At 43.8% G+C, this 26,020-nt stretch carries 27 protein-coding genes; 23 read left to right on the plus strand and 4 right to left on the minus strand.

All coding sequences use genetic code 11. The annotated features are described in order from the left end of the window. Positions 1 to 40 precede the first annotated feature (40 nt). Positions 41 to 583: an SRPBCC family protein gene (locus tag ABDV94_RS12825; protein WP_343747590.1), complete on the plus strand. Its 543-nt coding sequence runs from the start codon at positions 41 to 43 to the stop codon at positions 581 to 583. A gap of 324 nt (positions 584 to 907) precedes the next feature. Here the strand turns inward: ABDV94_RS12825 and ABDV94_RS12830 are convergent, their stop codons facing one another. Beyond that, positions 908 to 2,656 carry a T9SS type A sorting domain-containing protein gene (locus ABDV94_RS12830; protein ID WP_343747591.1) on the minus strand — a complete coding sequence of 583 codons (1,749 nt, stop codon included), beginning with the start codon at positions 2,654 to 2,656 and terminating at the stop codon, positions 908 to 910. Between the two features lie 215 nt (positions 2,657 to 2,871). On the opposite strand from ABDV94_RS12830, the gene ABDV94_RS12835 reads away from it, so the two are divergent. The 4 genes from ABDV94_RS12835 (at position 2,872) to ABDV94_RS12850 (ending at position 6,382) form a co-directional block, all read left to right on the plus strand. Next, positions 2,872 to 3,429, plus strand: coding sequence for an AAA family ATPase (locus ABDV94_RS12835; RefSeq protein WP_343747592.1), 558 nt, complete (start codon positions 2,872 to 2,874; stop codon positions 3,427 to 3,429). A 199-nt stretch (positions 3,430 to 3,628) separates the two neighbouring features. After that, entirely contained in the window at positions 3,629 to 5,020 is a 1,392-nt protein-coding gene (locus tag ABDV94_RS12840; RefSeq protein ID WP_343747593.1) for a hypothetical protein, read from the plus strand. A 44-nt stretch (positions 5,021 to 5,064) separates the two neighbouring features. Further along, entirely contained in the window at positions 5,065 to 5,565 is a 501-nt protein-coding gene (locus tag ABDV94_RS12845; protein WP_343747594.1) for a hypothetical protein, read from the plus strand. 16 nt (positions 5,566 to 5,581) lie between these two features. Then, positions 5,582 to 6,382 carry a CPBP family intramembrane glutamic endopeptidase gene (locus tag ABDV94_RS12850; protein ID WP_343747595.1) on the plus strand — a complete coding sequence of 267 codons (801 nt, stop codon included), beginning with the start codon at positions 5,582 to 5,584 and terminating at the stop codon, positions 6,380 to 6,382. 208 nt (positions 6,383 to 6,590) lie between these two features. Here ABDV94_RS12850 and ABDV94_RS12855 read toward each other — a convergent pair whose 3' ends face one another. Together ABDV94_RS12855 and ABDV94_RS12860 are read right to left on the minus strand one after the other, a co-directional pair. Beyond that, complete coding sequence (locus tag ABDV94_RS12855; RefSeq protein ID WP_343747596.1) at positions 6,591 to 8,072, minus strand: T9SS type A sorting domain-containing protein; 1,482 nt, start codon at positions 8,070 to 8,072, stop codon at positions 6,591 to 6,593. A 10-nt stretch (positions 8,073 to 8,082) separates the two neighbouring features. Next, entirely contained in the window at positions 8,083 to 8,535 is a 453-nt protein-coding gene (locus ABDV94_RS12860) for a hypothetical protein (protein ID WP_343747597.1), read from the minus strand. Between the two features lie 351 nt (positions 8,536 to 8,886). On the opposite strand from ABDV94_RS12860, the gene ABDV94_RS12865 reads away from it, so the two are divergent. The 18 genes from ABDV94_RS12865 to ABDV94_RS12950 all read left to right on the plus strand — a co-directional run bounded on the left by ABDV94_RS12865 (position 8,887) and on the right by ABDV94_RS12950 (position 24,070). Next, positions 8,887 to 9,504 (plus strand): hypothetical protein, encoded by a 618-nt coding sequence (locus ABDV94_RS12865; protein ID WP_343747598.1) that lies wholly within the window; start codon positions 8,887 to 8,889, stop codon positions 9,502 to 9,504. Between the two features lie 4 nt (positions 9,505 to 9,508). Further along, positions 9,509 to 10,276: a hypothetical protein gene (locus ABDV94_RS12870; protein ID WP_343747599.1), complete on the plus strand. Its 768-nt coding sequence runs from the start codon at positions 9,509 to 9,511 to the stop codon at positions 10,274 to 10,276. Between the two features lie 6 nt (positions 10,277 to 10,282). After that, on the plus strand, positions 10,283 to 10,828 hold the full coding sequence (locus ABDV94_RS12875; RefSeq protein WP_343747600.1) for a hypothetical protein: 546 nt from the start codon (positions 10,283 to 10,285) through the stop codon (positions 10,826 to 10,828). 4 nt (positions 10,829 to 10,832) lie between these two features. After that, positions 10,833 to 11,591 carry a tetratricopeptide repeat protein gene (locus ABDV94_RS12880; RefSeq protein WP_343747601.1) on the plus strand — a complete coding sequence of 253 codons (759 nt, stop codon included), beginning with the start codon at positions 10,833 to 10,835 and terminating at the stop codon, positions 11,589 to 11,591. 89 nt (positions 11,592 to 11,680) lie between these two features. Continuing rightward, a complete protein-coding gene (locus tag ABDV94_RS12885; protein WP_343747683.1) occupies positions 11,681 to 12,043 on the plus strand; it encodes a DUF4180 domain-containing protein in 363 nt (120 codons plus the stop codon). A gap of 22 nt (positions 12,044 to 12,065) precedes the next feature. Beyond that, positions 12,066 to 12,617 carry a GNAT family N-acetyltransferase gene (locus tag ABDV94_RS12890; protein ID WP_343747602.1) on the plus strand — a complete coding sequence of 184 codons (552 nt, stop codon included), beginning with the start codon at positions 12,066 to 12,068 and terminating at the stop codon, positions 12,615 to 12,617. A gap of 23 nt (positions 12,618 to 12,640) precedes the next feature. Continuing rightward, the gene (locus tag ABDV94_RS12895; protein WP_343747603.1) at positions 12,641 to 13,603 is read left to right on the plus strand and encodes a D-glycerate dehydrogenase; all 963 of its coding nucleotides are present in this window, start codon (positions 12,641 to 12,643) and stop codon (positions 13,601 to 13,603) included. A 12-nt stretch (positions 13,604 to 13,615) separates the two neighbouring features. Beyond that, a complete protein-coding gene (locus tag ABDV94_RS12900; RefSeq protein ID WP_343747604.1) occupies positions 13,616 to 13,852 on the plus strand; it encodes a hypothetical protein in 237 nt (78 codons plus the stop codon). Between the two features lie 51 nt (positions 13,853 to 13,903). Beyond that, positions 13,904 to 14,578, plus strand: coding sequence for a hypothetical protein (locus tag ABDV94_RS12905; RefSeq protein ID WP_343747605.1), 675 nt, complete (start codon positions 13,904 to 13,906; stop codon positions 14,576 to 14,578). Between the two features lie 17 nt (positions 14,579 to 14,595). Next, complete coding sequence (locus ABDV94_RS12910; RefSeq protein ID WP_343747606.1) at positions 14,596 to 15,096, plus strand: endonuclease V; 501 nt, start codon at positions 14,596 to 14,598, stop codon at positions 15,094 to 15,096. Positions 15,097 to 15,445: 349 nt separating this feature from the next. After that, entirely contained in the window at positions 15,446 to 17,608 is a 2,163-nt protein-coding gene (locus tag ABDV94_RS12915) for a hypothetical protein (protein WP_343747607.1), read from the plus strand. 38 nt (positions 17,609 to 17,646) lie between these two features. Further along, positions 17,647 to 18,057 carry a hypothetical protein gene (locus tag ABDV94_RS12920; RefSeq protein WP_343747608.1) on the plus strand — a complete coding sequence of 137 codons (411 nt, stop codon included), beginning with the start codon at positions 17,647 to 17,649 and terminating at the stop codon, positions 18,055 to 18,057. Positions 18,058 to 18,272: 215 nt separating this feature from the next. Further along, entirely contained in the window at positions 18,273 to 19,271 is a 999-nt protein-coding gene (locus ABDV94_RS12925; RefSeq protein ID WP_343747609.1) for a hypothetical protein, read from the plus strand. Between the two features lie 204 nt (positions 19,272 to 19,475). Next, positions 19,476 to 19,904 carry a MarR family winged helix-turn-helix transcriptional regulator gene (locus ABDV94_RS12930; RefSeq protein WP_343747610.1) on the plus strand — a complete coding sequence of 143 codons (429 nt, stop codon included), beginning with the start codon at positions 19,476 to 19,478 and terminating at the stop codon, positions 19,902 to 19,904. 10 nt (positions 19,905 to 19,914) lie between these two features. Next, positions 19,915 to 20,223, plus strand: coding sequence for a hypothetical protein (locus ABDV94_RS12935; RefSeq protein WP_343747611.1), 309 nt, complete (start codon positions 19,915 to 19,917; stop codon positions 20,221 to 20,223). Between the two features lie 12 nt (positions 20,224 to 20,235). After that, a complete protein-coding gene (locus ABDV94_RS12940) occupies positions 20,236 to 21,513 on the plus strand; it encodes an MFS transporter (RefSeq protein ID WP_343747612.1) in 1,278 nt (425 codons plus the stop codon). A gap of 15 nt (positions 21,514 to 21,528) precedes the next feature. Continuing rightward, positions 21,529 to 22,092: an isochorismatase family cysteine hydrolase gene (locus ABDV94_RS12945; RefSeq protein WP_343747613.1), complete on the plus strand. Its 564-nt coding sequence runs from the start codon at positions 21,529 to 21,531 to the stop codon at positions 22,090 to 22,092. A 163-nt stretch (positions 22,093 to 22,255) separates the two neighbouring features. Further along, a complete protein-coding gene (locus ABDV94_RS12950; RefSeq protein WP_343747614.1) occupies positions 22,256 to 24,070 on the plus strand; it encodes a serine hydrolase in 1,815 nt (604 codons plus the stop codon). A gap of 264 nt (positions 24,071 to 24,334) precedes the next feature. On the opposite strand, the gene ABDV94_RS12955 is transcribed toward ABDV94_RS12950, so the two are convergent. Next, on the minus strand, positions 24,335 to 25,759 hold the full coding sequence (locus ABDV94_RS12955) for a T9SS type A sorting domain-containing protein (RefSeq protein WP_343747615.1): 1,425 nt from the start codon (positions 25,757 to 25,759) through the stop codon (positions 24,335 to 24,337). Between the last annotated feature and the right edge of the window lie 261 nt (positions 25,760 to 26,020).

Consider the following 26,020-nt stretch of genomic DNA (forward strand, 5'->3'; position numbering starts at 1 on the left):
GTCTCTAAAAAATCGTTTATTTACACAAAAATTAAAGCTTATGATGATTGTTTGGATTATTCTCGGGGCATTAGCAGGAATTATCGCCCTGGTATTGATTATTGCAGCTTTCAGCAAGAAAGATTTTGCAGTTGAACGCACCATTACAGTCAACAAACCACTACCTGAAACATACGATTTCCTCTCTTCGCTGCAAAAGCAGGATCAATGGAGCAAATGGACACAACTCGATCCGAACATGAAGAAATCATACATCGGAACGGACAAAACGGTCGGTTTTATCTCCAAATGGGAAAGTAACCACAAACAAGTGGGCGAAGGCGAACAGGAAATCAAAAAACTGGTTCCGAACGAACGCATTGAAAATGAAATCCGTTTCATGAAACCGATGAAAAGCGTTGCCAATGCTTATTTCACCGTACAGGAACCCGGAGAAAACCAAACGAAAGTAGCCTGGGGATTCACCAGCACCACTCCCTGGCCCTTCAATGCATTCATGCTGTTTTTCAACATGGAAAATGCCGTCGGGAAGGACTTTGAAGAAGGGTTGTCGAATATGAAAAAAATGATTGAAGCCGAGTGATCGGCTTTTTTATTGAAAATATTCCACCTTTTTACCATTGCCGTAAAAAGGTGGCCCCAAAAGGTCTGAACCTGCACTAAAAAACTTACAAACTACGCGTCATTACGCGAAAGCATTCGAAACTCGTCCTCTCAGCCTGAAGCTGAACCGGACTCAAACAAGGAATGCTTTTTTTCGCTTCACTCACTTGTTTGTCACAATTTTTAGCGTGAACGGTCATTTTAGATTCGTCTGTGTCAAGTTCTCGATACTATTTTGCCTGTGTCACTTCGAGTGCGAAGCGTATCGAGAAGAAACGGCAAAATCACTCGAACTGACAAAAGATTACTCCTTTACCACCAATTTCTGCAATTTCACGCCATCTTTCTCCAGTTCCACGAAGTAAACTCCGTTTCGTAACCCATTCAGCGGAATTGTTACCTGGCTGGTGTTTGTAAAATTAACTGCTTGTGTTTGTACCACTTCCCCTGAAACACTCAGAATCCGGCAATCAACCATACCCGGTTTCAACTGGTTTTCACAGCGTATTGTGAGGTTCTCAGATGCAGGATTCGGGAAAACGGAAAATGTGGTTGCAGCAAACAATTCTTCCAGGGAAGTTGTTTCGGATTGAATAATCACCGATACACTCACGGTACATCCGCTGTGATCCGTTATCACACACGTATAGGTTCCTGCACACAAGTTACTTGCGGTGGATGTAGTCTGGTTCTGTGGATCATTCCACTGGTACGTATAAGGCGCTTGTCCGCCGGTTGCAACTACGAACGTTTGTCCGTTACAGCTTCCGTCATCCGTTCCCGGGAAAGCACTTCCTTCCAGCGGATTTACTGAGTTGACTTCGAAACACACGTTATCGCTCACACCATTGTGGTCTGTCACGGTAACGCAATAGCTTCCTCCCTGCAGGTTATTTGCCGTAGCTCCGGTCTGAGAACCGGCATTTGCATCCCATTGGTAGGTATACGGTGCTTGTCCGGCATTGGGTTGAACGGTTACACTGGTTCCGCCCGAAGCGCAAGTTCCACCGGAAAATGTCAGTGTTAAATTCAGTCCGAAATCAGTTGGAAGCGTGTAAAGCATGTCCATTTTCACCGGCAGGTGGTCGGAAGCATAATACAAAGCCCGCACCAATGAATCCGGGTATTGGGAATTACTTCCCGACAAAATGCTTTGGTTGTAATGGTTTCCGTCATTCCCCACTGCTTTGTACGAATTAGCAACAAACTGCAGATCGTTGGCTCCATTCATGACATTCTGGGAAACGAGGATGTGGTCGAAACGATCATCCAAACCTCCGGTAATTCCACAATCCGTAGAACCACTTGTGCGTGGCGATTGAGTGTGCAGGTAGCCGAATGAACTGTTTGAAGTCCAGTTTCCGGGTGCATTCAGCGGATCTTTCAGGAAGCTTGTTCCGCCGCTCACCAGGTTTTGGTAGCACACTTCGGAACTGCGGTACGTATTCAAGTCACCGCAAACAAACAGGTGTCTTCCCTGCGGACGACCGTCCAAAATGGTGCGCAGCATCGCTGTTTGCTGGGCACGATCGCTCAGATCAGAACTCGTGCTTCCTGCTTTCAAATGACACATAAATACTTCAATGAAACAGGTATCGTGGTGCTGAGACAGCGTATTGTCGTTTACATACAAGATATAATGACTCAAATCGCGTGGTGATGTATTGACGATTCGCTGTTCTTTCAAGGTCAGTTTTGCAGCGTTATAAAACAACATATTCTGCAAATCGCCTCCATTGGAGTTTGAAATCCACTGTGCACGCTGGTAAGAAGTTGTTCCGAACACATTCAGGGAACGGTTCAGTACGCTGTCACATCCGGCTTCCGTCTGAATTTCACAGCCTACGAAAATATCGGGTTTGAGGTACTGCATGATCTTGCGCAAGGTATCCGAACGGTTGGGAAGATTCACGTTTCCGGAACCGCAATCGTTGCGTCCGTTAGGGAAATTCAATAAATTGTAGGAAACGATGCGCACAGGAACTGTTTGTGCAAAAACCGGACGAAGACTACCTAACAAGAGTCCCGCCAAAACCACTAGTACCACTTTCATTCCGCAAAATTACGACGGAAAAACGAAGCGTACCAATAATCGGATAGGTAAACCGTTTTAGTGTCCATTGATTCTCCCAATCGCATTAGTTACCATGGTAACTGGTGGATAAGCGTCCACTTATCCACCGAATCAAAATCCAAAGGAAAATCATTCGACATTTCCTGTCGAAAACACTCCATTTTGCTTATCTTGAACTCACAAAAAACACGCTTTTGAATTTTTCAAAACCCAACTTTTACATCCTCACCGGAGGCCCCGGATCCGGAAAAACGACCTTACTGAAAGCGCTTCAACAAGACGGATATGCCGTTGTTCCTGAAGTAGCACGGGAAATTATTCAAAACCAAATGAAAACCGGTGGAAACGCCCTTCCCTGGAAAGATACTTCGTTGTACACGCAGCTCATTCTGGAAGGTTCGGTAAAAAGCTATACCGATCGCCTCGAAAACAATGAAATCCTCTTTTTCGACCGCGGAATTCCCGATACACTCTGTTACTCGGCACTAATCGGAAACGGAATCTCTGAAGCCATGCACGCGTATGCAACTATGTATCGATACAACCCGAAAGTATTCATTCTCCCGCCATGGCTGGAGATTTACGAAACAGACAACGAACGAAAACAGAACTGGGAGGAAGCAGAAATGACCTATCATCACCTGAAAACAACTTACGAAAAGTACCGGTACGAAGTGATTGACGTTCCAAAAACAAGTGTTGAGAACCGGAAGCGGTTTGTTTTGGACGTGGTGAATGGTAAAATTAGTTGATAACCACATCTTTTTTCAAAAACCGTTTGGAAATCAGACTAGAAACATTATTTTCGGCATTTATCGTTAACCAATAACAAACTATACATTTACGAGAAAGAATGATACAAACATGAAAATTTCATTCATTTTATGTAATTCAACTACATAAACCGATAAAAAATATACCCTCCTTCACTTACTTTTAACGTTTACTTTTATGGAAGAACAACAACCAGATTCACTCGAAGAAATTCAAGCAGAAATTAATTCATCAAAACCAGATTTTGCATCTGAAATAAACAAGTTTATTAAGCATATTGAATCACAGGCTGATATTGTACCAATTGTAATGAGTTTAATCAGTTTGAAACTAGTTCAAGAATCTCGCCATGTTGAACAATATATAAAAGATAGTGGGATCATAGAAAAAAAGAAAGACGAAAGTACTGATGGTGACGAGCCTAAACAAAGTAAACTTTTAGTACCATCAGATAAGTTCAAAGGATTTATTGAGCTGACTGAAAAGGTTGATAAAACAGGGCTAGCATATCAATTACTTCCAATAAACTTTGTTGTATCCTTTGTCAGTCAATATGATGCATATCTTGGTGGTTTAATTAGAACTATGTTTTTTGCGAAACCAGAACTTTTGAATGGTTCTGAAAAGAATATTCTTTTTAGTGAATTAATGAAATTTGCTTCAATTGAAGATGCTAAAGAATTTTTGATTGAAAAGGAAGTTGAATCAGTACTCAGAGAAAGCCATTTAAAACAATTTAAATGGCTTGAAAACAAATTAGGAATAACACTAAGAAAAGACTTGCCTAGTTTTAGTGACTTTATTGAAATCACAGAGAGACGGAATCTTTTTGTTCATTGCAATGGCGTTGTCTCGAGACAATACATTGATGTTTGCCGAGAAAATGAGGTGAAAAATATCGATGAGATTAAAGTTGGTGAACAATTAAGTGCAAAACCAGAATATTTTAATAAATGTTACCAGATACTATTCGAAATCGGAGTAAAACTCGGACAAGTTACATGGAGAAAATTGATTCCTGATGAAATAGAAAAGGCTGATGCCCATTTAAATAATGTTTGTTATCAGTTATTAATTAAAGGCCATAATCGACTAGCATTAAAATTATTGACATTTGCAACCGACACTATAAAAAAACATGCTGATCAAGAAATGGTCTGTATTTTCACAATAAACAAAGCACTTGCACATTACCTATCAAATAAAAAAGAAGAATGTAAGAAAGTTCTCGAAAAGCATGATTGGTCGGCAACTAATGACAAATACAAACTAGCAATAGCAGTATTAAAAGAAGAATCAGAAGACGCAATTAAATTGATGAAATCAATTGGATCCACAAGTAAAGATGTTACAAAAGATGCTTATAGAGAATGGCCATTGTTTCGGGAATTTAGAAAAACGGATACTTTTAAAACGGCATATGTGGAGATTTTTGAGGAAGAATTTATTTATGTTGAACCCAAGCCAAAGAATCTAGAGGATATTGTTAGTGAAATGCAACAATTAAAGAAAGAAGCGTTAGAGGTCAGGGAAAAAGAAAATACAGCACCTAATGGTGATTCAGAATAAGTTATAGTATTTATGTAAATTAAACTCTCGGAAAACATACTTCCATGCTCAAACTCCTCCCCTTCTTGTTCATCGCGCTTGCAGCTGCAGGTTGTCTCGAAAATGCCCCAAACGAAGAATCCGCTCCGGCGGTTCATTCCGAGTCGGTAACGGAATCACAGAAAACAACCGCGCTGAAGTTTATCAACGGATATGTGGAAAATGCCAACTTGATGAGAAAGGCGCTTGAAAGACGGGAATGGGCAGATCAAAATCCACTGGCTTCAGAACATTTTAAGCGAACGCTGAATCAACTGATCGGTGATGCGGAGAAAGCAGACCCCGAGCTGGGACTGGATTTCGACCCGATCCTGGATGCACAGGATTATCCCGACGAAGGATTTAAAGTGGAAGAAGCAGACGAAGAAACCGGATATGTGACGGTAGCCGGCAAAAAATGGACCGGTTTCAAGGTGAAAATGAAACTCGTACGGGCCGGACAACAATGGCTCGTGGATGGTTGCGGCGTGATCAACATTCCCGAAGAAGAACAGATCAAAAGGTAGTATTGATCCGAATTGAATGATGAAGGCTAATAAATCGCTCCGGACAACACTCATCGTGGGGATCAGTTTCCTGGTCTACTATGTCTTGTTTCACTATTTCGGAACCATCAAAACAATTCTGGATGCCTACACCCGGCAGGGATTGACGAGCTATATCATCACCTATTTACTGATCGGTCTTCCGATTTTTGCAGGAACCTACCTGATCTGTAAACGGGAAAACGTGTTTGCGGATCTGGGAATGTCCGGGAACTTATTTACCGGAATCGGTGTGAGTGCCTTGTTCACGCTTCCCCTGTTTATCGGCGGGTTACTCTTCTTTGATTTCAACACGAAAATAGAAACAGAAAATCTCATTGCGGGAACACTCATTGCCGGGTTGATGGAAGAATGGTACTTCCGGGGATTCTTCTTCGGAATGCTGTTCCGGCATACGCGCATCGGGTTCATCCCGGCTATCTTCTTCGGGGCAGTGATTTTTGCTTTCGGACATCTCTACCAGGGTTCTGGCTTTTTGGAGCTCACAGGAATTTTTACAGTCACTTTTTTAGGAGCAGTTTTCTTCGCCTGGCTCTTTGCCGAATGGAAGTACAACCTGTGGGTTCCGGTTTTCACGCACACCTTCATGAACCTGTCGTGGGCATTGTTTGATGTCGATGCAACGGCACTCGGAGGATTGAAATCAAACATTTTCAGGCTGTTGACCATTTTTCTGGCGGTCGGGTTCACCCTGATCTATAAAAAGCGGAAAAATCAGCCTTTGGAGGTCAACCGGCATACCTTACTCCTGAAGAGGAATGAAGTGACCGGGTCTTGAAGAGAATCGCTGCAAACTACCTAATAACATTGAAACGGGCAAAAACGAAATGAGGAGATTTAAACCACCGAATAAACGATTCCTTCGATGGTTTGTTGTATCTATTCAAAATCAATAACTTCCGGATTTTACTAAAATCGTATTCCCGTAAAGCATAAGGATCAGTACAAAAACACGTTTCAGTATCACAAGCAAGGTAGCTCCTGAATTATTCGATAACCACTACCGAAGAGCTTGATTTTCCAAGTTCATCGGTACAACGAATGAAGTATGTTCCGTGACTTACTGAACGACAATCCACATTCACTCCACCATCCAGTTTATCAAAAGGCATGCATTGTACCCGGCCAACCGGATCAATTAATTCCACAGAAGTAATTTCAAGATGTCCCGTTTGATGCACAAAAGCAAAAGCTTTCGTAGGATTTGGTGAAACAATATACTTATCAGACATCGAGTATTTAACAGAACGGATGGAACTATATTGAGTCTTTCCATCCTTATCCACCTGCATCAACCGGTAATAATTAATTCCCTCAGCAGGTGACTGATCTGTAAAACTATAATTATGCACATCCGAACTGGTTCCTGCTCCTTCTATCAAACCAAGCGTTTCCCAGACGATGCAGTCGCCCGAATGCTGTATCGCAAAATAATCATTATTTGTTTCCGTTTCGGTAGTCCAGGCGAGACGAACTGCTTCTCCTGCTACCTCCGCATCCCACGCAGTATAACCAACCGGTAAGACGATGGCGCAATTGGTCGTTGCAGTTCCTCCCCCATTCGTAACACTGATATTTTGAACCGTATTGGCGTAATTGGTGACCAGCAACACATAAACTTGTCCTGCAACAACTCCTGCAATATTTACCTGCTCGGTAGCAGATGTCGAATAAGAACAATCCAATGGTGCTCCATACGTATTACAAGCCGATGTCCCTGCTGAAACCGATGCGAAAGGCCCCCAAATGGCAAAATCTACGTCCGAACCAGCTGTAATATCTACCGTAAGGGTTCCGGGAGTAGCAATCTGCAAATAATACCAGCTTGGATTTGGCGACGTGGACAAACAGCCATAATTATTCCCGGGATTCACAGTACTTGCCGGGCTTCCTCCCGTATTTGCCGTAAAACTAATTGGGGATCCGGAGCAAATCGGTGTTTGAACAGAACAGGTTGTATTACCTACCGGTGGAGCTAAAGCAGTGACACACAGACTGAAAGTTCCTGTTCCGCCTCCATATTGCCAGAAACGGATCAGGTAAGTCGCACCGGGAGTCAGGCTCGATGCACTGATTTGTGGCATCGTACTACCTGAAAAATCGTCATTACAACTAATCTGCGTAAAACTTCCACAAGACCCTGAATATAAAGCCATTACTCCATCCGTGATAGATCCTGCCTGTGTATTAATCTGAACCGATCCGGAAGACGGAGCAGTAAATTGGTACCAAACATCCGGCCCCATGGAACCGCAGGAAGGTGTTCCCCCGTTCGCAGCATTGGTTTGAGCAGTAGCTCCAACCGTAGTCCCCGAAGTATAGGAACAGGTTGAACTGACTGTAATGGAAGGAGCTGATATTGAACCCCCTGAACATGGCGTATTCGACTGACCGAATACGCCTTTCTGAAAAATCAGAATGCAGGATATCAGAACAAGTAATTTTCCTGTTTTCATAAGTTGTAGCATGAAATAAATATTAATACAAGTAGTTCGTTATATCCTGAACGGTTAGGTATTCACCGATCAATATGAGGGCATTTTCGGATTGGTACAGGTTTTTACGTTCTTCCGGCATCGTTTGAAACTCAGACCTTCTGATAATTTTAACATCCTGATGAAAAGCCAGCCAATTTTTAATCAGTTGCACATCCTCGTCTTTGAGTTCTGAATTCATGGAAACAGCCTCCGCTTTTTCGAGTCCATCAAATGCTATCAGGTCCTCAAACAGGAGCTTATCTTTGTAAACCACCACACGATCCTGTAACTTGGATTTGAAATCAGAACTTAGTTGACTATAATTTGCTTCGGAGAAAATGTAAACGGAGGGATGCCCGGATACCCATTCTAAAATACGTGAATCCTGCTGAGTAAAAGCATGATCATAAAAAAGAAAACAAAAGACACTGGAGAGGAGCGTATACTTCATCATTTGCATAAGTTAAATTTGTAGTATTGAAAATTTGTAAAAACAAAACGAAATAGTTTCCTCTGATTGAGGATTTAGTACAATTTATTTTTCAAAGTTTATTATAAGATTATCATTACACTTTTACCATCTCTTTTTTAGATGCACTTAAAATCTTATTTTCAGTTACAACTCAAATCCAAACTTCAACTAACTTTGTAAGATGAAACACAAAAAAGCAGCGTCTGAAAAATACAAATCATGCTTTTCAAAAAGAAAATGAGATGAAAAGGTTCAAAAATTGAGGTAACGGCAATTTACATGAAACGAAAAAATCAAATCAACCGAATTCTCTTACAAAACACCCAGAAATAAATGCAAGAAGAACTTCATCCCTGGAATTGGTTTGCACCCGAGAACAGCAAAACGATGATCATCGGCACGTTTCCAACTGCCAGGAAAAACTGGTCTTTCGACTTTTTCTACCCGAACAAAGCCAACCTGTTCTGGAAGGTCATTGCTGAAATCCTGGGAACGGAATTGCAATTCATGACCGGAAATCCGGCAACAGAAGAACGAAAAATTCTCCTGCGAAACCTCCGGCTGGCGGTAACAGATATGGGAAAACAGATTATCCGGCACGCAAACAGTTCGTTGGATGAAAATCTCACCGTGCTCGAATACATGGATATTTTCCAAATCCTGGATGAAAACCCGACGATCGAAAAACTCATTTTCACCAGTAGTTCGGGAAAAGTAAGCGCAGCCAAATGGTTTACGGAATTTTTAACTCAAAAAGGAATCCGTTTTCGTTTTCCTGCCGGAAAGAAACCCATCCGCAGTGAAATGGAATACCGGGGAAAAATCGTTCAGCTGGTGATCCTCTACTCACCCTCTCCAAGGGCTGCAAACCGGATTTCGTTTGAAAACCTGGTAGAATTGTACCGGCAGGAAATCCTGAAAGAATCTTCGCATGGTAAATCCTCAAAATAATCATATGATGAAACTGATTTTCCTCCTGATTCCGATTTCCCTTACATTCTTTTCCTGTTCGGATTCTTCTTCCACAAAAGTTACGGAAGCGGACAACATCACTGAGAAGAAGACGACTTCCGTTACGGAAATTCCGCGTACCGATTCGATCTTAAAAGTACACACCAGTTCTTCCTACATCTATCCCATTGATCAAACTTCAGATGATGCCTCCCTGAAGCGCTTCGTTTCCAGGTTAAGGCAATGTGTGGAGCGCAAAAATCTTCCGGAATTCATTTCCTGTCTCGACACCGGAATCGTTGTTAGTTATGGCGGTGGCATGCACGGAATCCCAACCTTTCTGGATGAATGGAAACTCAATAAACAAGCTGAGAAATCGGCTCTTTGGTCGAAAATGAACTTGTTTCTCGATTTGGGAGGAGCCTGGAAAGATCACCAAAAAACGGAGTTTTGTTTTCCTTATCCGCAATCAGATATCCTGTTTGAACACATCGATCAGGATCTTGACTGGTATCGAACGGCAGTGTGTATTTCTCCCCAAACGATTGTTTACGAAAAGGCGGCAACGAATTCTAAAAAAACGGCCTTACTTTCTTACGAAGTCCTTGAAATCATGGAACGGGGCGATCATTTTATCCAAATCCGAACACTCGACAAACAGGTTTCCGGGTTCGTTAAAACAGAGCAGCTCATTTTGAGCGCAGATGCTTATCCTATTCTCCAAAAGGTGGATGGAGCATGGAAAATCGTTAGTTTTGCTCCTTTCGACTAAACCTGTATGAAAAAATTCAAGCAACAATTCGTCCACATCACTACCTGGATCGCTTTCGGACTGGCGTTTTTGGGGTATCTGATGATTCGCGGTGCTGCACGGCATTTTGATAATTTTGTCAGCTACATCATGCTGGCGGCCGGAATCGGTTTCATCCTGTTTTTTGCCGTGATGTTGTTGATCCTGATCCGGATGTCGAAAAAAACCGTTGCGGAAGAAACCATTAATCAGTTGCAAGACATGTACGACCTCGTAAATCAGGGGATTCAAATCCCGGTAAACCTGGAACAAGTGGCGATCAAAAGCAATCAGTGGACAGAAACGGAGTTTATCCCTACCAATCATTACGACATCGAGTTGAAAAAAGAACACATTCAAAGCATCCTCGAATTCGAAGCAGAATTCAATGGCGGCAAACACCTTTTTCGTATGCCTTCTGAACTCGCCCCAAAAAGCCTGGAAATGTATTTTGCCATGAAGCAATCAACTATTTTGTATGTCGATCCGGCAAACCCGGCCCGTTTTTACCTCGATTTGAGTTTTATCCCTTAGAATCATGAGCAGAAGAAATCCAAAGCGTAAACGAAAACGCGGACACACGCACAAGCCCAAACGCAAACCGAACAGGAAGAAACAAACGGGCTTATCCATTGGTCTAATCGGTTTCCTTCTCCTGTTGATCTGGGAAGTGGATTTGTACCGGGAAACATTCATTTCCTTGTGGACAGCGCTCGTCATTTACATTGGTGGAGGCTCCATTGCATTTTTTCTACTCCGAAACCGGATGCGGAACTATAAGCGTCGCGTAGAAACTTACGGAATTTGGTGGACGACACTTGCCGGGATTTTCTTCTCCGGTGGTGTGGTGCTGACACTTGTTATGACTCTGAATTATTACATTCCGCTGGAAAAGAAACCGGAAACGATCTTCCTGAAAGTCATCAAAACCGGGCGATTCGGGGGACGTGGATCGAAAGATCCGTATGTCATCGTGGATTATAACGGATTTGAAAAGCAGCTGGTTTTCGATTACTCAACAGACGTGATAAACAGTAAGTTGGTCAAAGTTTCTTTACGCAAGGGAATTTTTGGTTTCCGGACAGTTCGAAGTGCAAGCCTTATCTATTCATACGATGCAGATGAGAAACGCGCATCTCAGCAAATTCTCAACCAGGCGCGGAAATATGAATTACAAGGTAATATCCCGAAAGCCATTGAACGCTACCAACGAGCAGTACGATTCAATCCTTCCGACAGTTTGACCAAAACCCATGTGATGAAACTGAACCGTTCGCTGACATTCCCCGCCAACTAAATGCATCCCAAAAACAGGGAGAAAGTTCACAGATGCTGCACCGGGAAACGCCGGAAAACCGTATCTTAACGCTTCGAATCAAGAACATCATGCAGATCCAATCACACAAGGTAAACAACATACAAATTGCAGAAATCCTTTCGGAGGAAATCATCATCCGGAACGCGGAAGACGGTCTGGATTTACTCGGAAACGTCTATTACCAGGGATTTGACCGGATGATTGTGTACAGTAAAAACATCACTCCCGACTTTTTCGATCTCAAAAACGGAATAGCCGGCGAAATCCTCCAGAAATTTTCCAATTACCGCGTCCGGCTGGCAATTGTAGGCGATTTCAGTTCCTACACCTCCAAAAGCATCACGGACTTCATCTTCGAAAGTAACAAGGGAAAACACGTGAACTTTTTAAGTTCTCCGGAGGAAGCTTTGGAGAGATTATCCATCCATTAATTCCAATCGAAAAATCAGGAAGATGCTAGCCAACGTACGAAAAGATTACATCCTGAAAACCGAACGTCTGACCATCAGGCCGGTTTCCGGATCGGACATCGACCATGTTCATCAACTACAGACACTGCCTGAAATTACACGCTTCAATACGGCTGATATTCCGCAAAACCAACAGGAAACAGAAAGGATTTTGACCTCCTGGTTATTAAGTCCACGGAACCTCGTCTTCGCATTGGAAACAAGCGATCACCAAACGTTCGTCGGTTTAATCGCTATCAACCTGGGAAGAGAAAAATACCGGAATGCTGAAATCTGGTTCAAGATTTACCAGCAATTCTGGAACCAGGGTTTTACCACCGAAGCGGTTAAACGCATCATCCGTTTTGGTTTCGAGGAACTCGATCTTCACCGGATTGAAGCCGGGTGCGCCGTTGAAAACACCGGTTCTTTTCGCGTATTGGAAAAAGCAGGAATGCTCCGGGAAGCACATACCAGGCAGCTTTTACCGCTTCAATCAGGCTGGTCTGACAATTACGGATATGCCATTTTAGCATCGGACAAGTGGTCTGAATGATTCAAAAACACGAAAAAAATACCATGAACATCGTTATCACACGCCCAATTATGCCCTTCGGGATGGAACGTCTGCGGGAAGCCGGACTGGAAATAACGGTTTGGGAAGAAAACCGGAATCTGACACCCGCGGAATTGATCGAAAAATGCCAATCTGCAGACGGACTGCTGAATGCCGGGATCAATCAATTGAACCGGGAGCTGATGGAAGCCTGCCCGAACCTGAAAGTCATTTCGCTGCATTCTGTCGGGTATGATCATGTGGATTTGACAGCCGCAAAAGAATTGGGAATCCGGATCGGAAACACACCGGGAGTTTTAACCGATGCTACTGCAGATACAGCTTTCCTGTTAATCCAGGCGACGGCCCGCAATGCTTTTTACCTGGGAAGACAGATTCGTGAAGCTAACTGGAAAGCCAGCCAGGAAAGCGAGCAATTCGGAATCGAGCTCCGCGGAAAAACACTCGGAATCTTTGGACTCGGAAGCATTGGTTTTGCTTTGGCAAAACGCTGCAGGGATGCATTCGGGATGCACATCATTTACCACAATCGCGGAACGAATGAAAAGGCCGAACGCGAACTCGGGGCGAAACGTGTGTCTTTCGAACAACTGCTTGCACAAAGTGATGTTCTTTCGGTTCATTCCAACCTGACTCCGGAAAATGCCGGCATGTTCAACCGATCGGCTTTTGAACAAATGAAGCATTCAGCCATTTTCATCAATACCGCCCGCGGAGGTTTTCACAACGAAACGGATTTGATAGATGCCCTCGAAAACAAGATCATTTGGGGAGTCGGACTGGATGTAACCAATCCGGAGCCGATGCTGGCAGATAATCCGCTGCTGAACATGCCGCGCGTTTGTGTATTGCCGCATATCGGTTCAGCCACTCTGGAAACACGTACTGCCATGCTCAACCTGGCAATCGATAATCTCCTTTCGGGATTGAACGACGAACCGATGAAAGCAGAAGTCCTCATTTAATCTGATCCCGCCATGTCATTCATTCCGACGTATCAATTCATCGTTCCATTTCCGGCCGTTTTTGACCTCTCAGAAAAACAGCCCCGGGAGTTTACCAACAACCTGAAGTCCGAATTGGAGAGAATCATTCCCGAAGCAGGTTCCAGTGCAGCCAATCATTACAACAAGCGGGAATTCAAATTGATTCCAGTGCTTTACGAAGAGCAGATTATTGCAATGAACAGCAAAAAATTATCCCATGAATCTTAATCCAAATTGGCAATTCGTAATATTGCGAATTGCCAATTTTCAAATTCATCTATGAACCGAATCTTATCTGTTTTTCTCCTTTCCAGCCTGCTGTTTTCCTGTTCGGAATCTGGCACAAACAGGCATCTGCCGGAGCAAGGTATATCGAAAAAAAACGAATCCGCTCAGTTGGAATACGCCGAATTTCATCCGGACACCATCCCCAAGTTGGGGATCAAAGGATTTTATACCGCCGATGCTTATCAACTCGGTTCACTTGCCGTTTTAACCGGATATTACGAATATCCGGACGGGAAAATGGTGCCACCCAATACGGAAGACAACTTCGGAATGCGCTTACTGGGAGTGGACAAACAACATCAAATCCGCTTTCAATCCAATGGTTCGGGCGATGTTTACCTGTTTGAACCACATTTTTACCGGAATCCTCAAAGTGAGAAAGTCTATATTCTTTGCCAGGAGGCATTTGAATATTACTGCGGAGCAAGTGTGTTTTTGTTCGAGAATGACAAGATTCGATCCTTGGGCATCATAGATCTTTCAGGAAAAGACCTGGAAACGAAGCTCACAGACATCGTACAAATTAACGAATCCGGTGGTAAAACAATCTTTTCGTTCAACGGTGATTCACTGACGTTCAATCCTGGCGGAGAAAACGAAGCCGTTATCCCAAACCGGAACATTCGTTACATTTACACGAATCAAAAACTACATTTGATCCGATAACCCAATCAATTGAATTCATGATCCTGGCATTTGACACCTTCTATTTCGACAATCAGGCAAAAACAGTGTGCGTTACGTTCAACGACTGGAATTCCAGTTTGCAATTCGACGTGTTTTCGGAAACGATCAAACATAGCGCGGCATATACTCCGGGCGAATTCTACAAACGGGAACTTCCGTGCATTCTAAGTTTGCTGAAAGCGATGAACCCGGAACAAATAGAAGCAATTATCATTGATGGTTTTGTATTCCTCGACGATGATTACAAACTGGGATTAGGCGGGCATCTGTATAACCATTTGGAACAAAAAATCCCGGTGATCGGTGTGGCGAAAACCAATTTTGCAAGCATCGACCAACTCAAACGTCCTTTGCTGCGCGGAAAAAGTGCCAATCCGCTTTATATTACAGCTATTGGAATCGATGTGGATGAAGCGCTTGAAAAAATCCGCAACCTGGACGGAGAGTTTCGCATCCCGACAATTCTAAAAACACTGGATGGGCTAACAAAAGCGTGAAAAAGCGAAGGAAATGAATTCCCGGTTATCGGTCGAAGTTTACAAATACAAAAAACCTTACTCTCTGTTATTTGTTTTACACAAGAATTGCAACACACTTTTATCTCCCGCAGACTAATTGGTTAATGTGTTATATTACAACCGGGGATGTTTTCAAGTAATGCTCCTTCGCGTTCTTTATGCCTTTGCGGTTGATTTAAGTCCAGGAGCCTATATTCCCGCATCATTTCCATCAAAAACTCATCCCAAACTCCCCTATTCACATTTCTTCCGGTGAAATATTCATTCCATTCACTTCCGCTTCAGCACTTTTATTAATTTTCCGGCATACCCGATAAATGACTAAACCATGAGACGAACCTTGCTGTTGCTTGTCCTGCTGTTTTCGCTGGGCACCTGTTTCGGACAACAAAGCCACTTTTCTGACCTCGATGAAGCACTGAAGCATCCATTGGACGTTAAAAGCCTGTACCTGGGGAATCAAACCAAATACAGCCATTCCAAAGAATTACCGGGAGACCTCCAAAAATGTGTCAACCTGAACAAAATCAGTTTTGGCTGGCACAAAGATTTCGATCTACCCAAGTTGTTTACGCTGCTTTCAAAACTACCCCAACTCGATTCCCTTGAGCTATATGCCTGCAATCTGACAGAAGTTCCAAAAGAAATCCGTTTGCTCCCACAGTTGAAATACCTCAAACTGGAACTAAATGACATCTACCAGGTTTCGCCCGAAATCAAACAACTCCAGCAGTTGGAATACCTGGATTTGTCATCCAATAAGATCACAGCGCTTCCAAAAGAAATCGGAGAGCTGAAAGCCTTGAAAACACTGCTGATCTCCAGTAATAAACTGACAGAACTACCCACTACAATCGGTTCATTGAAAGCGCTTGAAAAACTCAACCTGCACTACAACTACTTAACAAGCCTTCCGGAAGAGATCGGCAATTTGGCACAACTGCGCGACTTAAGTATCGGCGGAAACATATTTCAATCTTTTCCCCAATCACTGGAAAAACTGAACCTGGACGAATTTCATTTCGGCGGTTACAACAGCGCATTTCCCTACGCTATTTTCAGGATTACTTCGTTGAAAGAACTGGGATTATACGAAACGCAGCTGGAACGTTTTCCGGAAGACATTGTCCGCATGCAGCAGTTGAAAACACTTTATCTCAGAGACCTGAAAGGATTCGACATCCCTGGTGGAATAGAAAAATTAAGTCGCCTGGAAAAACTGGAAGACTTAACGATTTCATCCGGACGTTTTGGCTCGGTGGAAAATGGAATTTCGGGGTTAAAGCACCTCCGGACACTCAAAGTCCTCGGATCACTAGCAGATTCTTCTTACCGGGTTATGCGCGAAATTGCCAAACTGTCGCAGTTGCAAAGTCTTTCTTATGACTACTATAACGACACATTCCTGCCCGGCGAAATCGGAAACCTGGCGGAGCTTCGTTTCCTTGAAATCAATAAATCACGCATCCAGGAATTACCGAAAGAGATCGGAAAACTAAAAAATCTGCAAACACTTGCATTATCGACCAACTGGTCGCAATCCATTGAATTTCCGGACGAACTCGTCGCGCTGACGCAGCTTGAAAACCTGGATTGCTACTGGTGCAGAACCAAAAAGATTCCGGAACACATCGGAAACCTCACCAACCTGAAAAAACTGAGCTTATGGGGCAGTAGCCTGGAACAGCTTCCGCGAAGCATTGGTCAGTTACAGAACCTTCGGGAATTGTACCTTTCCAGCAATGACCTGAAGGATTTACCGGTGGAACTTTTCCAGCTGCAAGCATTAAATGTCCTGAGCCTGGAAGCTAACAACCTGGTACAAATTGATCCGGCTATCAAAAACCTGATTCATTTAAGAGCACTGGATTTGTCGGATAATACCGGTTTGACTGCACTCCCCGAAAGCATTGTCCATCTGACTGAACTGAAAAGCCTGTACCTGGACAATACGCAGATTACCAAACTTCCCGAAACACTCAAAGACAGTCCTTCCCTGGAAGATCTCCGGATTTGTAAAACGCTGGTTGATCATCCGGAGAAATTGAAAAAGGCATTCGGAGAGAAATTGACCTGGAGCTGGGATTGCAGAACGTTGGAAAGAACACTGGTTAACTTTGAGGAGAAGTATGGAACGGAAAAGACAAAATGGGTAGACCAAAAAGACACCGTTTTCTTTTATTACAACTATTTCTACAACGAACCGGGAGTCATTGACGAAGAATATACCAAAGAGGTCCGCATCGCTATTCCAAAAAGTGTGCTTGCGGCACAAAAACAATTCACATTGCCCCTTAACGAAATCACTGCAAGTGCATCCTACGCAAGCATCTGGACATTTGACCAACCCTACAAACCGCTTGAGGGAACCATCGAAATTCTTGAATACTCCAAAAACAAAGCAGTACTGGTCATTAATCTATCCGGCAAATTCTACCAAGATGAAGAACCGCAAAAAGTGCTTGCAAAAAAAGTGGTTTACAAGAGGTAGCGATTGTGTATTTTTATAACTTCTATCTGAATTCCGTCATGATGAAAATGCGCCTGTTCCCGATCTTGTTTTTGTTCCTTCTTTCTCATTCGGCCTGCACGAACAAGAAAACCATCTTACTGGGTGATTTAATGGAGGCCGATGCCATTGAACAAGTTCGCATGAGTAACAATTCAGGGACTTTTTACCTGGATGGAAAACAATTGAAAACGTTTAAGGAAGCGATCAAAACCTTTCCGTACGAACCTGGATTTGCTGCGAAAGTCGGAGCCATTCAGATAGAACTGACCATTCGCGGAAAAACCTGCTCCATGAGTTCGGCTACACATGGAAATTATGTGGAAGTTGCCCGCTGCAACATCACCAAAAACGATCATTTAATCCAATCGGGGGAACTGTATTTCCAAACAGACGGGTTCAACTTTGATAATTTTCAACCGGCAAATTAATGGGGTAATTTTTAGCCCTCAAATTTCGCAGATCCCGCAATACATACTATGTGGTTTTAAGTGCAAGTAGCTAAATGCATCATCTGCGGAATCGCTCAACTGAATTCACGGCGAAGTATACATGATTTGTGGAACACACACAAGAGATCGCATTTGCTGTAACTTCTTCGGAACAATATCCTTATTTTCACCAGGTAGTTCTTCAAACAAAACACATGAAAACGCTCTTCATTCCCATAGTACTCAGCTATTTTTCGTTACTGGCAGCTGTTTCCTTTGCACAAAGACCCGATACCATGCAGCTTACCAAGCAGTTGTCTGTACTGAACGGAAAAGCCATTTTCTCCTTTCCGACAAAGGCAAACAACATTCAGCGGGAAGTGGATATCATGTCGGCAGACCGCAATGCCAATGAAGAAACGCGGATTATTCTCGATATCAACGATATGCGGCTCGTTTTCTTTGTACAGGAATTATTTGCTCTCAGCGAAGACCACTTATTTGAAAAAATTGCAGCGGACAACCAAAAAGACGGACTCGTTTCACGCGTACTTACCGATCGGAACAACCTGTATTCGGTTCTTTCAACACCCACTTCACTGGACTCGACTCAGGATGCCATTTTACTGAACAGTTTGATCGTAAAAACTCCGGACAATACGCTGTTTCGCGTGTATGCCCTGATCAATCCTGCCGCGTTTAAGTGGAAAGACCAGTTTCAGAAACTCAGCGAGAACGTATTTCAAACACTGGCTCCGGGAATCCGGCAGATCAACCTGAATGCCCATACGGAAGATCATCCCATTTTCGGAACAGACAAACAATTCCATTTTCAACTGCCGGAAAATTATGTGGTAACCATCGACCAGAAATACGATTTCCAGGTTTTCAAAATCCAGAAATACCGTCCGTATTCCGATACCAACTGGACGAATATTACGCTCTATAACGGACACCATCCTTACGCCAACTACCGCGATTACGGATTCCGGGAAAGTGACATGCAGAAACGGGCCGGGCTATTTCTCGGAAAACCGGTTAACTGGTTCTTTTTCTATATTCCCGAAGAACATTTCTACTGTAAAGAACAAATCATTTCGTGCAACGAGCTGGAAGAAGGCCTATTGGTTCACATCGCACAGACAAGCAACCAGGAAAGCAGCCTGAACGAACTCGAACAGCTGATCGAACAAATCACGCTTCTCAGTAAGTAAATCAACTCTTTAGTACGCTGTTCAAGCGAATTTAAGCAAGCAGAAAAATTCAATGGGCCCAAAAGGTTAAAACTCAATATTAAACTATTGAACTATTCAGAATAGCACCAAACATCTTTTAACAAAGAGATTTCTCCTCAAAAAGAGTTGAGATTCATTTTTGTTGTAATTTTGTAAGGTAAACTAACAAGTTAACTTTCATAAATGAATACAACTGAATTAGCTTCTGCACTGCGCATCGCGATTACAACCCTGCACAAAGGCCTGAGAAAAGAACTGGCGGAATCGACAGGTTATTCCACTACCGAACTGCAAACCATCGGCTTGGTACTAAAAAGTTCGGGGATTCTTCCCACGGAGCTGGCACGAATTACCCGGATTACGACGCAATCCATGTCGCAAATTCTTTCCAAACTGGAAAAACAGGGTATTATCAGCAAAGTGCCTTCGCAAACAGACAAGCGGAAAGTATGGATCTACATCACCCCGTTCGGAGAAGAAATGGTACAAAAAACCCGTCACGAACGCGATCTGTGGCTGATCCAGGCGTTTGAAAAATCATTGGACGAAGCAGACCTCGAATCGCTGAAAAAGGCAATTCCTGCTTTGCAAAAACTAGCAAACTTCAATTAATACATACACTATGGAATGGTATCACTATGTCAGCGGATTCTGGTCTGCATTGTTCCTGGTCAACTCGGTTCCGCACTATGCGGCGGGAATCCAGGGAAACAAGTTTCCTACACCTTTTTCCAATCCGTCCGGAAAAGGACTGTCTTCACCGGTATTGAATGTGATCTGGGGATTGATCAACATGCTGATCGGTGCGGTTTTATTCAAATGTGCTCACCTGTCAGCCGACAACTGGCTTTCTCTTGCCATTTTCTTCGGGGCAGTGTGCCTGGGGAGTATTTTTCTCGGAAGTCATTTCAAACACAAACACCACGAATAACCTCTTTCCGGCATGAAATCTCTTCGACAAATCAGCATGTTTCGTTCGTTCCAAAACCGGAACTACCGCATTTTCTTTGCCGGTCAGTCCGTTTCCCAAATCGGGACCTGGATGCAGCGAACCGCCATCAGCTGGCTGGTTTACAGTCAAACCCACTCCACCTTCATGCTTGGACTGACGATTTTTGCATCGCTTTTTCCGTCCTTCCTCTTATCCGTTTTCGGCGGCGTTGTTTCAGACCGCTTCAACCGGCACAAAGTACTTTTTATTACGCAGGGAGCTTCCATGATCCAGTCGCTCGTCCTCACCATCCTGGTTTTAACCGATCATTATTCGATCTGGATGGTCATCGTGCTGACAACTTTCCTGGGAATCATCAATGCCTTTGATGTTCCCGCACGTCAGCCTTTGGTAAACGACCTGGTGAAAGACAAGGAAGAACTTCCGAATGCCATTGCGCTGAATTCCGCGATGGTGAATTTGGCCCGCTTACTCGGTCCGGCACTTTCAGGCATTACGCTGGAATTTTGGGGCGCAGGAATCTGTTTCCTGATCAATACAATCAGTTTTGCAGCCGTATTGATTTCCCTGTTCCTGTTGAAATTACCGGAATACAAACCGAAAACCGAGAAAAAGAAAGTGGTTGCCGAGTTGGTAGAAGGATTCAATTACCTGAAAAACCATCCCACGCTCAGTGTCATTCTGTTGTTACTGATCAGCATGAGTTTATTTGTGATGCCGTATGATACGCTGATTCCTGTTTTTGCCAAAATCACGTTCCATGGAAATGCAAGTACCTTTGGACTTATCAGCAGTTTTATCGGTTTCGGCGCTATTTGCTCGACACTTTTCCTCGCTTCGCTAAAACCCGGAACTGACCTGAAATACATCCTGCTGATCAATACCTTTGTATTGGGCTTCGGACTGATTTGCTTCTCACATATCACCTATTTTCCGGTTGCAATGATCTTCGCGATCATGGCTGGATTTGGCGGTATGACACAAACCACCATCTGTATTACACTGATCCAGGTACATTCCGATGCAGTGATGCGCGGACGGATTATTAGTTTCCTGGCAATGGCCATTTTCGGAATGCTGCCGCTGGGAAGTTTGCTCGTCGGTGCCGCTTCTCAAAGAATTGGTCCGGCCAACACTATTTTGGTTCAGGGATTCATTGCCCTGCTGATCGGCGTGATTTTTTCCAATAACCTGCGTGCCGATAAATTGAAAAAGAAAGACAAACAAGTCTTGGAAACGGTCGAAGACCAACTCATTGAAACCCTTTAAAACAAGATAATCCTCATGGAAAACACTTCTCTTCAATCCGCGTTGCTGGTCATGGACTTTCAACCGGCCATTCTGAGCCGATACCCGGAAACTACCGCTATCATTCCGAATGTACTGAAAGCAATTGACCATGCGCGTGAACAACAACTCCCGGTCTTTTACATCCGCGTTGGTTTTCGTGCCGGAGCACCGGAAATCAACCCGATCAATAAAATGTTCGGTGCTTCAAAACACTTGTATGCGAATGTAAACCCGGAAGATTTCATGCGCCTGACTCCGGAACTCCATCCGCGTGAAGACGAATGGATCATCACCAAACGACGCATCAGCGCTTTTGCAGGAAACGACCTGGAAATGCTGTTCAGGGCCCAGCATATTCAACACCTCATTTTGGCGGGAGTTTCAACCAGCGGTGTGGTTTTATCTACCGTACGGGAAGCTGCGGACAAGGATTACAAGCTCACGGTGCTGTCAGATTGCTGTTTTGATGGCGATCCGGAAGTTCACTCCGTATTGCTCAACAAAGTATTTCCACGCCAGGCCGACGTACTCACATGCAGCGAATGGATCGGGAAATAAATCCCGAAAACCGAAATACGTATCAAATTACTCCCGGACAGCATACTGAAACACTCACATGCTGTCCGTTCTTTTTGTCCTTGTTTTGAGCCACCAATCCCAATATCCGGGAAGTTATTACTGCAAGTTTCTTACATTTACCTGAAACAAACAGATCTTAACTATGAAAAAAATCTTTACCCTTTTACTGACGACTTCCTGCCTTACGACCGCCATTGCACAGACCAAAGAAAAGAAGCCGGATTATGCCAAACGGCTTGCCGGAATTGAGAAAGAGCTGGAAAAAGTGCTGGCTGATCAGAAAGCTGCCGGCTTTTCCGTCGCTGTTGTCTACAAAGACCAGATTTTGTTAAACAAGGGATTTGGTTACCGCGATCTTGCAAACAAGAAACCAGTAACTCCCCATACGCTTTTTGCGATCGGTTCGTCGAGTAAAGCATTTACTGCTGCCATTCTCGGGCAATTGGAAAAAGAAGGCAAGTTAAAACTGGATGACCTGGCAACCAAACATTTGCCACAACTCAGCTTCAAATACGATTACATGAACACCGGGATCACAATCCGCGATATGATGTGCCACCGAACCGGGCTTTCCCGTTTCGATTATTCCTGGTACCTGTTCAATTCTGCGAACCGCGACAGCATGATCCAGCGTGTGAAATACATGGAACCCAATGCGAAACTGCGTGAAAAATGGCAGTACAACAACTGGATGTTCCTTGCTCAAGGAATGATTGCAGAAAGAATTACGGAGAAAACCTGGGAACAAAACATCCAGGAGCGCTTTTTTGCTCCGTTGAAAATGACACGCAGCAACACCGACATCGAACTGACCAAAAAGGATGCGGACGTTTCTCTTCCCTATTCTTTCGACAGCAAATTCAACATTAAAAAAGTTGATTATTACAACATCAACGGAATGGGACCTGCAGGAAGCATCAATTCCTGTTCGAACGACATGGCAAACTGGGTTTCTACCTGGATCATGGGTGGGAAATTCAAAGGACAGGAAATCATCCCGGAATCTTATATCAGAGCGGCTTCCAGTTCCCAAATGGTGATCAGCGGAGGAAGACCGGGCGAACACCCGGACATTCAATTCTCCAACTACGGGTTGGGCTGGATGCTGGAATCTTACCGCGGACACTACCTGGTAGAACACGGTGGAAACATCGACGGATTCTCTGCAAACGTGGCATTTTTCCCAAGCGATTCCATCGGAATTGTGGTGCTGGTAAACCAAAACGCGTCTGCGGTTCCTGAAACCGTTCGCAGTATCATTGCCGACAAATTGTTTGCCCTGACGCCAATTCCGTGGAATGCAGACGTTAAAAAGGAAATCGATGCAATGGTAGCTGCTGCCGGAAAAAATGTGAACAAAGGAGATTCCATCCAGGTAAAAGGAACCAAACCTTCTCATCCGTTGAAAGATTATGCCGGTTTTTACTCCAATCCTGCTTTCTGTGATTTCACGATCGTACTGGAAAATGACACCTTGAAATCGGTCATTGGCGGTGAAAAAGTGTGGTTGAAGCATTACCACTACGATGTATTCGATATTGAAACGGTAAAAAAAGACGAAAACGCTGATCCCGATTCGGAATCTAAATTCCTGATCAATTTTGCTTCTGCCAATGACGGAAAGATCGAAAGTATTTCCATGCAACTCGATGAACCCGGTAAAAACACGGTTTTCACGCGCGGCAACCCGAAAGTGGCGATTTCAAATGACGAACTGGCAAAATATGTCGGGGAGTACAACCTGGAAGGTGCAACCATCAAAATTTACCTGAAAGACAAAACCCTGATGGTATTGGTTCCGGGACAACCGGACTACGAAACGGTTTCTGTCGGAAATGACACCTTTGACCTGGTTATTGCCAAGGGCTACAGTGTAAAATTCACTGTGGAAAACGGAAAATCGACAGCTGTGACATTCCAGCAGCCAAATGGAAATTTTACGGCCAAACGCAAATAATACCGGTAAACCGGTTTTATTTTAGCAGTACAGAGTGAACGATATGTGCCGACGGACTTTATTCGCGACGAAAGAACGAACACTGCTGAAATCGTTCAACGGTTGAAAAGTTCACATTGAACCCTTTGAACAGATTTGATTTACTGGCAACAAAAGAAAAATTCAAATCACCGGAATTTCCGTACAAAACACCTTGCTTCTAATTCCTGTGTAGAAACACGCTGATTTCTACACAGGAATTCAACTTATTCTGATCACCAATACTTACTCAATCACTACCCGTTTGGTAAGGGATCCGGATTCATTTTCCAATACCAGCATGTAAACACCTTTCTCCAGGTGGCTCAGATTCATGTCGAATTGAAGTTGATTGATTTCAGACGTGGAGATCAACTGTCCCGCTGTACTCACCACCCGGAATGTTTGTTTTCCATTGGTTTGATTCTCAATTTTCACCGTAAAAATTCCATCGGAAGGGTTTGGAGTGACGATCAAATCAGGAAGGAATGTTTGCTCGTTTACTCCCAGGTTTAATGTTCCTGTGACACACTCAAACTCATCCTGCTGACTTGTTGTATTATCTCCCAATTGCCCGGCGTAGTTTGCACCGGTTCCACAAATAGCATACTGATCGCCATGCAATCCCAGCGCATGCATTCCATACACTGCTTGTCCACTGATTGCACCTGCCGCTCCTGAAATGTCTATCCAATCCAGGTCCATACCAACCTGAACCGGGCTCGCTTGCTGCGTGGTAGTACCGATCCCAAGCTGACCGTTACCGTTGAATCCCCAGCTAAACAATGCGTGATCGGAATTAATGGCAAATCCGAAAGTAGATCCGGCTTCAATAGCGATCCAGTTTTGATCGCTCCCGATCTGAACAGGAACATAACTGGTAGAGGTATTCCCGATTCCAAGCTGACCATTTCCGTTAAATCCCCATGCCCAGATGGTTCCGTCTTGTTTTCTTCCAAGGGAATATTCAAAACCTGCCGCAATTTCGATCCAGTCCGTATCCATCCCTATTTGCACAGGAGAGTCATGTTCTGTGGTAGAACCATCTCCCAACTGCCCGGTTGCATTGACTCCGAATGTCCAGAGCGTGTGATCCGATGCCAGGGCAAGCGTGTGTGCTCCTCCGCAGGAAACAGCCATCCAGTTGTGTTGTGTCCCGATCTGGACAGGAGCCGTTTGATTGGCGGTATTTCCCAGTCCCAATTGTCCGTTGGTATTAAATCCCCAACCCCAGATTGTGCTATCCGCTTTCAAGGCAATGGAATGCCCTTGTCCTGCATATACTTCCTTCCAGTTGGTGTCTGTTCCGATCTGAACCGGAGCGTTTTGCTGACCGGTTGCATTTCCCTGTCCCAACTGACCAACACTGTTCAATCCCCAGGCCCACAAGGTTCCGTCATTTTTTACGGCTACCGCGTGAAAAGCACCGGTCGATATGGATTTCCAGTCGGTATCCGTTCCGATCTGAACCGGATCCGTTTGAGAATTGGTACTGCCAATTCCCAATTGTCCGTTGGCATTATTTCCCCATGCCCAAAGCGAATGATCTGATTTCAGTGCGATTGAAAATTCGGTCCCGGCTTCTACCTTAATCCAGGTTTCCTGGGCTGCTGCCTGTTGCGACAACAAAAGAGCCGCAGCTAGTTGAATGGTTGTAAAAGTGATTTTCATACAGTTATAACATTAATTTTAAACAGTTTAAACCTCAAAAACACCGCATGAGATGTTTCAAACAGTAGGTTGACCGATCTGTTAATTGTTGTAGACGCAAGCCTTTCCGCCACAATATTACTAAATACAAAGGATTTTCCTTCCCGGTATTTTGATTCGAAATCAGAAGAATCAGTATACATCCTTTCTTTTTCGGAAAAGTGCTATCCTAAAATAGATCGGATCAATCAAAGCCTCGATCCTTGGAAATCGGAACACCAA

The sequence above is a fragment of the Fluviicola sp. genome (assembly GCF_039596355.1).
Classification (GTDB): domain Bacteria; phylum Bacteroidota; class Bacteroidia; order Flavobacteriales_D; family Crocinitomicaceae; genus Fluviicola.